Origin of the sequence: Anaerococcus degeneri, assembly GCF_017874475.1 — a bacterium.
GTDB lineage: Bacteria > Bacillota > Clostridia > Tissierellales > Peptoniphilaceae > Anaerococcus > Anaerococcus degeneri.
Window position 1 is genome coordinate 21,806 of the sequence record NZ_JAGGLO010000015.1, and the last position, 11,006, is coordinate 32,811.

At 40.6% G+C, this 11,006-nt stretch carries 8 protein-coding genes and 1 riboswitch; of the genes, 1 reads left to right on the forward strand and 7 read right to left on the reverse strand.

From position 1 onward, the window contains the following. Positions 1-44: 44 nt before the first annotated feature. The 6 genes from J2Z38_RS09920 to uvrB all read right to left on the reverse strand — a co-directional run bounded on the left by J2Z38_RS09920 (position 45) and on the right by uvrB (position 7,681). Entirely contained in the window at positions 45-689 is a 645-nt protein-coding gene (locus tag J2Z38_RS09920; RefSeq protein WP_209775133.1) for a hypothetical protein, read from the reverse strand. Continuing rightward, the gene (locus J2Z38_RS09925) at positions 686-1,225 is read right to left on the reverse strand and encodes a DUF4256 domain-containing protein (RefSeq protein WP_209775135.1); all 540 of its coding nucleotides are present in this window, start codon (positions 1,223-1,225) and stop codon (positions 686-688) included. The genes J2Z38_RS09920 and J2Z38_RS09925 overlap by 4 nt, the downstream gene beginning before the upstream one ends. After that, positions 1,225-1,521: a nitrous oxide-stimulated promoter family protein gene (locus J2Z38_RS09930; RefSeq protein WP_209775137.1), complete on the reverse strand. Its 297-nt coding sequence runs from the start codon at positions 1,519-1,521 to the stop codon at positions 1,225-1,227. Before J2Z38_RS09930 ends, J2Z38_RS09925 begins: the two co-directional genes overlap by 1 nt. Further along, positions 1,521-1,805: a hypothetical protein gene (locus J2Z38_RS09935; protein ID WP_209775138.1), complete on the reverse strand. Its 285-nt coding sequence runs from the start codon at positions 1,803-1,805 to the stop codon at positions 1,521-1,523. Before J2Z38_RS09935 ends, J2Z38_RS09930 begins: the two co-directional genes overlap by 1 nt. Positions 1,806-1,906: 101 nt before the next feature. Continuing rightward, positions 1,907-4,726, reverse strand: a complete 2,820-nt coding sequence (uvrA, locus tag J2Z38_RS09940; RefSeq protein WP_209775140.1) for an excinuclease ABC subunit UvrA — start codon at positions 4,724-4,726, stop codon at positions 1,907-1,909. A 999-nt stretch (positions 4,727-5,725) separates the two neighbouring features. Next, a complete protein-coding gene (uvrB, locus tag J2Z38_RS09945) occupies positions 5,726-7,681 on the reverse strand; it encodes an excinuclease ABC subunit UvrB (RefSeq protein WP_209775141.1) in 1,956 nt (651 codons plus the stop codon). Between the two features lie 145 nt (positions 7,682-7,826). Beyond that, positions 7,827-7,920: riboswitch (TPP riboswitch) on the forward strand. A 27-nt stretch (positions 7,921-7,947) separates the two neighbouring features. On the opposite strand from uvrB, the gene thiT reads away from it, so the two are divergent. Next, positions 7,948-8,496, forward strand: coding sequence for an energy-coupled thiamine transporter ThiT (thiT, locus tag J2Z38_RS09950; RefSeq protein ID WP_209775143.1), 549 nt, complete (start codon positions 7,948-7,950; stop codon positions 8,494-8,496). Positions 8,497-9,387: 891 nt separating this feature from the next. On the opposite strand, the gene J2Z38_RS09955 is transcribed toward thiT, so the two are convergent. Beyond that, the gene (locus J2Z38_RS09955) at positions 9,388-10,881 is read right to left on the reverse strand and encodes a hypothetical protein (protein WP_209775145.1); all 1,494 of its coding nucleotides are present in this window, start codon (positions 10,879-10,881) and stop codon (positions 9,388-9,390) included. Positions 10,882-11,006: the final 125 nt, after the last annotated feature.

Sequence of the window (11,006 nt, forward strand, 5' to 3'; positions counted from 1 at the left end):
TTAAATTTTGGTTAAGGCAAATTTCCCTGAAAAAATTTGTAAACTTATTGGTTTTGGCTAAAAATTTCTTTGTCAGTTTTATTATAGATTATAAAACCAGTTATCTTTTGCCCGTCGGGACTGGCTTTTTTTCCAATTTCTCTTAGCCTATCGTCGTTTTCGAGGGTCTTTATTTGGCAACCCGGCCTATAGAGTATATATTTCGCTTCTGGATTTAGGCCTAGGGCAAAGTCCACATGGTAGTAAATTTGGTCATAGACCCCTTCTTCTGTGGTGATTTTAAAATCTTTTAGGTCTAATTCATAGCGATAATCGTCTATGGCCTTGGTGATTTCAAAATTTCCCTCAAACTCTGAAGAGTGGATTTCTTCCCCGTGGTAATAAAGCCAGGCTGTGTCTGTTAGGCCGTAGTCCTTGCCGTCTGCGGCAATTTTCCCAAAATAATCTCCCCTAAAATGTCCGCCATTTTCAAAGATGATTTTTGTTTGGCCTGTATCTTCGCCATAGGTCCTGATTAGGGTCTGACCCTTTAATTTTTCATAGAAAAAGTTTTTTATAGTTTCAAAGTCAACTTCTTTTTGACCTTGACTTTGATTTGCATCCTGGTTTTTGTCTGCATTTTCTACTGACTTTTCATTTCCACAAGCCGCTAGGATTAACACAATCAGAAGGGCTAGGACCTTTTTCATATTTCTATGTAGGCCCTAAAACCCCTGTCTTTGTAGTAGGATCCTGGGGTGTTGTAGTAGACAAAAACCCTGTCAAAACGCCTGCCTGCAAAGAGGGCTCCGTCGTGGCTTCTTATTTCCTCTGGAGTTTTGATCCAAGATGTGGTCTTGGTGTCAAAGACTGCAATTTCTGCAAGGGCCTTGTATTTTTCCTCGCTCAAAAGTTTTATGCCAAAGTCGCCAATTTCTTCCATAACAGAAGATGCTGGGGCATTTTCCTTTCGGGCAAGTCTTGCTTCTTTGTCATAGCAAAGGCCCCTCCTACCCTTTGGGCTCTTGTCGGCCAGATCTACATAAACCAAGCCCTTAAAGATTTCCAAATCCACTAGGTCTGGCTCGCCGCCTGTTTCTTCCATGGCATAAATTGCGTCATAAAGGTCTAAGTTGTTGAGAATGCTAGATTTGACAAAGTCCCACTTAATCTTTGGGTGCCTGTCCATATTGTCTTTAAATCTCTTTTCTAGCTTGTCAATAAAGGCTTTATCGTAATTTTCCACTATCTTCTCCTTTTATTTTCTAGTAAATGTCTAAGGGCCGCAACCGGTGCGTAAAAAATCATTCGGGGTCCGGCGTATTTCATTACTTTTTTGATTCTTTTCCTATTTTCCTCATCGTAGCAATGGATTTTGCAAGACGAACAAAAAGGTTTTGCATCCCCGTGAGGACAGGCAGCAAGTTTTTTTGCCACATAGGCTTTGAGGGGTTGTCTTTCAAAGTCCTCTGCCAAATGCCTGTCATAGTAAAGATCAATCATAAACTCGACTAAACCAAGTCCCCTGTCGGATTTTTTCATTACTTGTCTTCTTCGGCAAGCTTTCTTATAGCTTCAAGATCGGTTGGGTCTTCGATGCCCGCTTCCTTTAGAAGGTCGATTATGGCATCTGTTGTTTGGAATAATTCTTCGGCTATTGCTTTAGATTCTTCTTCTCCACTTATTGGCTCATTAACTGGGGCTTTTTTTGGCTCGTCAACATAGAAGACCTTGCCTGTCTTTGGGTCAAAACCAACAGTTCCTGCAGTATTATCTGCTATATCTATATCATTTCTATCTTTATTATCGTTTTTTGCTTCTAACATAAGTTCTCCTTTTAATCTTTATAAGATTATTTTATCATTTTTTGCCTATAAATTAAAGCTTTTCATCTTTTTAAGAAAAACCGCCCCATCCGGGACGACTTTTACTTCAATAATTTTTTGAGATACTGACCAGTGTAGGATTCCTTAACCTTTGAAATGTCTTCTGGAGTCCCTGTGGCAACTAGGTTTCCGCCCCCGTCACCGCCTTCAGGGCCCAGGTCGATTATATAGTCTGAAACCTTTATTACATCGAGATTGTGCTCGATTACCACAACTGTATTATTTTGGTCCACAAGCCTATTTAAAACTTCTATAAGCTTGTGAACATCAGCTGTATGAAGGCCTGTGGTAGGCTCATCTAGGATATAGAGAGTCTGACCTGTTGAAACTTTGGCAAGCTCTGTGGCAAGTTTGACCCTTTGGGCCTCACCGCCGGATAATTCTGTGGAAGGTTGGCCAATTTTGATATAGCCAAGTCCCACATCGTAGAGGGTTTGGAGTTTTCTCACAATGGAAGGCTGGTTTTCAAAAAATTCAATTCCTTCCTCAACAGTCATATCAAGGACCTCAGATATATCTTTGCCCTTAAATTTGACTTCAAGAGTTTCCCTGTTGTATCTCTTGCCGTGGCAAACCTCGCAAGGCACATAAACATCAGGTAAAAACATCATGTCAACCTTGATTGTCCCGTCACCCTTACAGGCCTCGCACCTGCCACCCTTGACGTTGAAGGAAAATCTTCCCTTTTGGAAGCCCTTCATCTTGGCCTGGTTGGTCATGGCAAAGACATCACGAATGGCATCAAAAACCTTGGTATAGGTCGCTGGATTTGACCTTGGAGTCCTACCTATTGGAGACTGGTCGATGGCTATTACCTTATCAATCTGATCAAGGCCCTTGATTTTCTTGTGACGACCAGCGTGAACCTTGGACTTGTTAATTTTCCTGGTTGCCATCTTGTATAAAATTTCATTCACAAGTGAAGATTTGCCCGACCCAGACACCCCCGTCACAGTTGTAAGAGTGCCCAGTGGGAATTTCACGTCAATATTTTTTAGGTTATTTTCACCAGCCCCTATTACTTCTATATACTTATCCGAAGTCCTGCGTTTTTTTGGAAGTTCGATTTTTTTCCTGCCAGCCAAATAATCGCCTGTGAGCGAATCCTTGCAGGCCATGATGTCCTTAAGTGAACCTTTGGCGACAATTTCCCCACCGTGGATGCCGGCCCTTGGCCCAATATCAACGATAAAGTCCGCCGCCCTCATGGTATCTTCGTCGTGTTCCACAATTATTAATGTATTTCCAATATCTGTGAGGTTTCTTAGGGACTTTATTAGCTTGTCATTGTCCCTTTGATGAAGGCCAATTGAAGGCTCATCCAATACATAAGACACACCCACAAGACCTGATCCGATTTGGGTCGCAAGCCTTATTCTCTGGCTTTCACCGCCCGAAAGGGTTGAAGCTGTACGGTTTAGGGTAAGATATGAAAGACCTACGTCATTTAAAAACCTTAGCCTTCCTTTAATTTCCTTAATGATAAGCTCTGCGATTTGCTCTTTCATCTCAGAAAGCTCGAGCTTGTCGAAAAACTCGATTGACTTTGAAACAGAAAGTCGGGTGAGTTCTGAAATATTTTTGCCCCCGACCTTGATAGCCAAGACCTCTGGTTTTAGCCTGTCCCCGTGGCAGACCCTACATTCCTCTTCGCCCATATAGTCCCTAAACTTTTTCTTTTGGGCATCGGAATTTGTCCTTTGGTACCTATCCCAAATATTTTGGATGGCCCCTTCAAAAATCCCTTTGTAGCGTTTTTTGCCCGAAAAATGGGACTCAAAAACAAAGGATAAATCATAATTAGTTCCATATAAGATGTCATTAATCATTTCATCTGGCCCATCTTCCAGAGGTGCGTCGTATGGGTAATTATAATGATCTGCAATAGCCCTTATGACCTCATAGTAATAAGTCCCCTTGGCAGATGTTGCGTAAGGCTCAACCACACCTTGGTTTATAGAAAGGCTCTTGTCGGCAAGGATGAGGTCTGGGTCCACCTGGAGGTGAAAACCAAGGCCGTTACACTCTGGACACATGCCAATTGGAGCGTTAAATGAAAACATATTTGGGGTGATTTCTGGCAAAGACACATGGCCTTCAGGACAGGCAAGTTTTGATGATAAAAGCATTTGGTCTCCGCCAATTACATCCACAATCACAAGGCCATCAGCAAGGCCGATTGTAGTTTCAAGAGAGTCCGCAATCCTAGATTCAATTCCCTCTTTCATCTTAATCCTGTCTACAATTACAGAAATATCGTGCTTTTTATTCTTATCAAGGTCAATGTCGTCCTCGATTTCATATCTTTCCCCGTCGATAATAACACGGACAAAACCGTCTTTTCTAATATTAGCCAGGGCATTTTTGTGCTGGCCCTTCCTAGCCCTAATAACTGGGGCAAGAAGTTGGATTTTAGTTCCTAAAGGTAATTCCATAATCCTATCAACCATCTGGTCAACAGACTGGGCAACGATTGGTTTTCCACAAATCGGACAAAAAGCGTCCCCGATTCTGGCATACAAAAGCCTGTAATAGTCATAAATTTCAGTCACAGTAGCCACAGTCGAACGTGGGTTCCTGTTGGTAGTCTTTTGGTCAATGGAAATAGAAGGCGATAAACCATCAATAGAATCAACATCAGGCTTATCAATCCCACCCAAAAACTGCCTAGCATAGGACGAAAGACTCTCCACATAACGCCTCTGACCCTCCGCATAAATAGTATCAAAGGCAAGAGTGGACTTACCAGAGCCCGAAAGCCCAGTAAAAACAATCATCTCATCACGAGGGAGGGTAAGATCTATGTTCTTTAGATTGTTAGTCCTTGCTCCTTTTATAATAATATTATTATTTTCTTTCATCAGTATCCTTTCTTTTCTTTGTTAGCCGAGCTAACCTGTCTTTTTTTCTTTTATTTTAAATAATTTTAGTAAATTAGTATTTTCTCTTATATTTAATATTATTTCCTGTAACATTATATTATATAAAACTTAGATTTTTAAAATATCCCTTCGAACCTGGGGAGGCCCAGGGGAACGTTCCGGACGTTCCCCAACCTGCCTCCCCAGACCCCACTCGGCTACCCCCTCCGGCCGGCCCCTCGCGGGGGACATTGTGTTTGCCTTCGGCAAACTATTAATATAGAGGTGCCCTTGTTTTAGTTGAACTAACTCCAAACTTTTTTGACATTCAGTCGGCTAAAATTTGATAACTCGCTAAAGCTCAAACAATCAAATTTTTTTACGCCTCCTTCATTTACAAAAATACAAGGTCTTAAGTTTTTAACTCTTCATATAAGAAAGATAAAACTAATTTAGCAATGTTTGGCAAAGCCAACGAGCCTTGCGAGTTCTAGTACTTTGAGACCAAGTTTCACTTTTATCGGGCAAAGATTTCTTATCGAGGGTTGCGTTAAGAAAACTGATTGTTTGAGGCGTAGCCGAGTTATCAGTTTTTAGCAGCCCGAGGATTAGAAATCTGTGAGGATATACGTAAATCAATACGAAGTTATTCTCTTTACTAACGAGGTTTGCCGATAGGCAAACTCCTGGTTTCGCACTCCGCTCTAGGAGCAGTTGGGGGTGTAGCGTAAGGGGGTCTTAGGGGGAACCAGTGAGGGGGCATCTGCCGCCCCCTTGGGTTCCCCCTATGTACGGAGGGGTCATGTAAATGACATAGACATATATAAGATAAAATTAAAATTAAAACTAAAGTTTAAAGATTTTAATCCTGGATTAATAGACTCACTTAGTGAAAAGGTCCCTTGGGGTTCCCCCAGATACGGAGGGGTTATGTCAATGACCCAAGTTGTCTATTTTATAAAAGAATTCTAATCAATAAATAGTTTTGAAAAACTTTTTCTAAAAGTTTTCTCTCATTTTCTTTATTTGATCTCTTAATCTTGCTGCTCTTTCAAAGTCTAATTCTTCTGCCGCCTTATACATTTCGCTTTCCATATTTATTAGGATGGTTGTTATATCTTCTCTATTGAATTCTTCGATTTCTTCTTCTTCGGATTTTTTGGTGATTTGAATTATTTCGCCGATATTTTTCTTTATTGTTGTTGGTGTGATTCCGTGTTTTTCGTTGAAGTCTTCTTGGATTTTTCTCCTACGTTCAGTTTCGTCTATGGCTCTTTGCATAGACCCTGTGATGGTGTCTCCGTACATGATTACGTGGCCTTCAGAGTTTCTTGCAGCGCGGCCAATTGTCTGGATCAAAGAGGTCTCACTTCTTAAAAATCCTTCCTTGTCGGCGTCTAGGATTGTAATTAAGGATACTTCTGGTATATCAAGACCTTCTCTAAGGAGGTTGATTCCCACCAAAACGTCAAATTTCCCTAGCCTTAAATCTCTAATGATTTCAGACCTTTCTATTGTTTTGATGTCTGAGTGGAGGTATCTTACCTTGATGTTTTGCTCCATCAAATAATCTGTCAAGTCTTCGGCCATTTTCTTGGTCAAGGTTGTCACTAGGACCCTTTCGCCCTTGGCTATGGTTTTGTAAACTTCTCCTATTAAGTCGTCTATCTGGTTTTCTGTTGGTCTCACTTCCACGATTGGGTCTAGAAGCCCAGTTGGTCTAATGATTTGCTCTACAAGCTCACCATGGGTTTTCTTCATTTCGTATGGGCCTGGAGTTGCTGATACATAGACCGTTTGGTTTATCAAGTTTTCAAATTCATCGAATTTTAAAGGTCTATTGTCAAGGGCAGATGGGAGCCTAAAGCCAAAATCTACCAGGTTTTGCTTTCTAGACCTATCGCCCTCGTACATGCCGCCAACTTGGGGTATGGATACGTGGGATTCGTCAACCATGAGGACAAAGTCATTTGGAAAATAATCTATAAGTGTGTAGGGCCTTGAACCCCTTGGCCTTTGGGAAAGGTGGGCAGAATAGTTTTCTATCCCCGAACAAAAGCCGATTTCCTTGAGCATTTCAATGTCATACTTGGTTCGCTGTTCAATTCTCTGGGCCTCTAGGAGTTTGTTTTCACTTTCAAATTCCTTGATTCTCTCTTCGAGCTCTTTTTCTATGGTAATTATTGCCTTTTCAGTCTTTTCGCTGGTTGTAGCATAGTGGCTGGCAGGGTAAATATAAGCATGGGAAATTTTTGAGATGACCTTGCCTGTTAATGGATCAAATTCTGAAATCTGGTCGATTTCATCGCCAAAAAATTCAATTCTGATAGCCTTTTGGTCAAAACCTGCAGGATAAATGTCTAAAATATCGCCCCTGGCTCTGAAGGTTCCCCTTTCAAATTCCACATCATTTCTGACATACTGGACGTCGATTAGCTTTTTCATAACCTCTTCCGGGCTAATTTCCTGGCCAGGACGGAGTGATACGACAAGCTTTTTGTATTCAATCGGGTCACCTAAGCCGTAAATACAAGACACACTAGCAACTATAATTACGTCCCTTCTTTCAAAAAGGGCCATAGTTGCCGAGTGGCGCATCTTGTCGATTTCGTCGTTTATGGACGAGTCCTTGGCTATGTAGGTATCAGTCGCTGCCACATAGGCCTCTGGCTGGTAGTAGTCGTAGTAGGAAACAAAGTATTCCACAGCATTTTCTGGGAAAAATTCCTTAAATTCGGTAAAAAGTTGGTAGGCTAGGGTCTTGTTGTGTGCAAGGACCAAGGTTGGCCTTTGAACATTTTGGATAATGTTGGCCATGGTAAAGGTCTTGCCAGAACCAGTAACCCCCCTTAGGATTTGGTCCTTTTTGCCAGAAAGAATTCCCTCGCTTAATTTTTTAATAGCCTCAGGCTGGTCACCCTTTGGCGCATAGTCTGAATGTAATTTAAATTCCATCTTATCTCTCAATCTATATCTAAAAGCTTTCGCTAAATTTCCTTATTTATACCCTAGTATTATACTAGAAATTAGCCACTTTTCTATCTTTGAAAGTCCATTCAAAACCTCCCTGGTTTACATTTATAAAATTTCATATATAATGAATATGTACTAGGGGTGCTGGAAATTTCTGGCTGAGATCATACCCTTAACCTGATCCAGGTAATGCTGGCGGAGGTAAGTTACAAAATCCTCCCAGTATTGTGCAAAGGAGGAATTTTTTTATGAATAATAGTAAATGGTCAACAAAAATGATAGCTGAAGGCGGTGTAATGCTAGCCCTCGCCTTTATTCTAGGCCGTATCACCCTATTTAAGATGCCTCAAGGAGGCTCTATCACAGCAGGCCAGATGATTCCACTAATCATCTTTGCCATCAGACACGGAGCAGGCCCTGGCATCCTTGTAGGTGCTCTTTACGGTGTTCTTGATATGATGTTTGGTGGTTCAATCTACCACCCAGTCCAAGCCATCCTAGACTACCCACTAGCCTACGCTTCACTTGGTCTTGTTGGATTTTTCTCAAAGAATTTTGCAGCAAACCACGAAATCGCCCCTGTTATCAAGGGCACATTCCTAGGCGTATTCGCAAGATTTGTATGCCACGTCCTAACAGGAGTCATCTTCTTCGGCTCCTACGCCCCAGAAGGCCAAAACGTTTGGTTATATTCAATAATCTATAACGGAACTTTCCTAGGAGTAGAATTTATAATCACAATTGTAATCATCGTCCTACTAAAAAATTTCATTACTAAAGATATTGCTAGATTATAATAAGTTTTTTATCCGAGATAAATTATCTTTTTTTCTTATCCGAAATAAGTTATTTATCTTTTATGTAATTATTTTATTTACAATTGAATCTTCGTAATAAAGGGGACCCCAGGGGAACGTTTCGCACGTTCCCCCATCGGGTCCCCTTTAAAACCCCTTCCGTTACCCCCTCCGGGCGACCCCTCTCGGGGGATATTGTGTTTGCCTATCGGCAAACATGTTGGTATGGCGAAGTCCTTGTTTTAGTATATTATTATCCAAACTTTTTAAAATCCAAAGCCTCCTAAAAATTGCAATCTCGTCTGACTTGTGTTTTGCCTTTTAAAATAAGTTCACAGTATTTATAATATTTTTATTCGTAAAGAGCTGTCAGTGCAATTTTCTTCACGGATGCTTGGGATTTAAAATACTTGACCTTATGATTTCTAACTCTTCGTTTTAGAAAGACAAGACCCATCTAACAATGTTTGGCGAAGCCAAACGAGCCTGGCAACTCTGGAACCTCGAGACCAGTTCTCTCTTTTATCGGGAAAAGATTTCTAATCAAGGGTTGCGTTAAGAAAACTGATTGTTTGAAGCGAAGCCGAGTTATCAGTTTTTAGCAACCCGAGGATTAGAAATCTGTGTGGATATACGTAATCTCATACAAGGTGATTCTCTCTACATAAAAAAGCTTGCGATAAGCAAGCTTCTATATCCGCACTCCGCATAAGGAGCCGCTCGGGGGTGTAGCGGAAAGGGGGCCTGGGGGAACCCAGTGAGGGACCCTGCGGAAGGTCCCTTGGGGTTCCCCCAGTTACAGAGCAGTCATGTAAATGACTGAGATAATATAGATGATACAGTTAATCTCGGATTAACAAAAAAATAATAACTTATCTTGGATAAGCCAACCTAATCTCTTATTTTAAAAGTCCTAGACCCAAACTTCACTATCAAAATATTCACAACAATAATAAAAGCTAAAATAAATCCACCGCTTGCCAGCAAAATCATCTTGTAATCCATATCTTTCACAATAAAGGCACCGTAGATGCAAATATAGTAAACTACCATATTTATGACTCCTGCAAGCTTACTTACAGCCATTCCTTCTTGGTTGTAGGGTTGGAGGAGGTAGTATTTGGCGAGGGCTAGGCTTGTGAAAAATGTGGTCATTAAAAGGATATAGGCAAGAACGACTAAATTTTTTACCCACAAAAGCTCTCCCTTGTAGGCCACAGCTGCCATATAAGTCGCAAAGACTGCCGCCGCTGGAATTAGGTTGATCGCAAGCATGGACCTAAATCTCAACCTATACATGGCAAGGAGCATCTCTCCCTTTCTATAAAAACCGTAAGGCAAAAGGCCCTGGTCGCAGTTTAAATACATGGCGGTTATGACCTTATCCTGCCTTGAAAGAGTGTACATCAAAAAAGGCATGGCTCTGATTGTTAGCTCAAAAATATCTTCCGCTCCTAAAGTTTTCTTAAAAACTGTAAAGAAAAATACTCCCAAACCAATGGCTGGCACAGCTAGAGATTTTATTATGACTGGCTTTTTTATAAGTCTTTTGTGTCTTATAAAAAACAAGGAATTAAGGAAGGCTAGACCCTTTTTCTGGTAAAGTCCCTTTGTGTTTTTAACTTCAATATCCTTATCCTTTAGCTCGTAGTTTTTGGCTTCGCTTAGGCCAAGCTCTTCTCCACCCACATTATATTCTTCTACAGACTCCTCTATCACCTGGTCAAAAGATTTGAAACACTTAAGGCTACTTACACCATAGATGAAAAGGGCAAGTGAAAATATAAAAATTATTACAGTCGTAATCCTTAAGTCAAAGCGTCCTGTGATAACAAGCCCCATAACCGCAAGATAAGTCAAAAGGATAAATGCAACTTGCAAAAGTCCATTATCTAAGATTCCCTTTTTGTGTTTGAGTTTGTATTTCATCCAGAAAACCGAAGCACCGATTTCTAGGAAGTAGACAGCGAAACTCATCAAAATCGGATATATAAGGGGAATTTTATTTATCAAGCTAAAAAATATAGCAAAAATAAGAGTCCTTCCGATTAGCCTCATGGCTGGTTTGTAGTACAAAAACATCTTGTAAGAAGATGCTGGATCAATATGGTATTGGGCAAAATATTTACCAATTCCAGGCCCACTGTCGTAGATAAAGTTCCTAAATATCCCCGTTGCAAAATAGAGAATTACGGGAATCATGAGGCCCATAAGATAAGATGTCAATTCAGCTTTGCTTGCCAAATCCGCCGCAAAAATCTCTCCACCAAAGATTTTATAAATCCAGCCATAGGTGATTGTTGTATATAAATAAGCAATAAGAAAAGATAAGGCGCAGCCCAAAATTTGCTTTATAAGGACAAAAATTGGATAAAAACTGTACATTATCTCCTTAAGCTCAAAAAATCTGTACTTATGACCTGAACCCCAAAATCCGGAATACGGATGGAGGGGTTTTTGTATGACAAAATATACAAAAGAATTTAGAGTAAAACTAGTAAAGGAATATT

Coding starts and splice junctions, on each gene's coding strand:
- J2Z38_RS09930 (WP_209775137.1), bottom strand. CDS start 1,521: ATGAAAAAATCCGACAGGGGACTTGGTTTAGTCGAGTTTATGATTGAT.
- J2Z38_RS09955 (WP_209775145.1), bottom strand. CDS start 10,881: ATGTACAGTTTTTATCCAATTTTTGTCCTTATAAAGCAAATTTTGGGC.
- uvrA (WP_209775140.1), bottom strand. CDS start 4,726: ATGAAAGAAAATAATAATATTATTATAAAAGGAGCAAGGACTAACAAT.
- uvrB (WP_209775141.1), bottom strand. CDS start 7,681: ATGGAATTTAAATTACATTCAGACTATGCGCCAAAGGGTGACCAGCCT.
- thiT (WP_209775143.1), top strand. CDS start 7,948: ATGAATAATAGTAAATGGTCAACAAAAATGATAGCTGAAGGCGGTGTA.
- J2Z38_RS09920 (WP_209775133.1), bottom strand. CDS start 689: ATGAAAAAGGTCCTAGCCCTTCTGATTGTGTTAATCCTAGCGGCTTGT.
- J2Z38_RS09935 (WP_209775138.1), bottom strand. CDS start 1,805: ATGTTAGAAGCAAAAAACGATAATAAAGATAGAAATGATATAGATATA.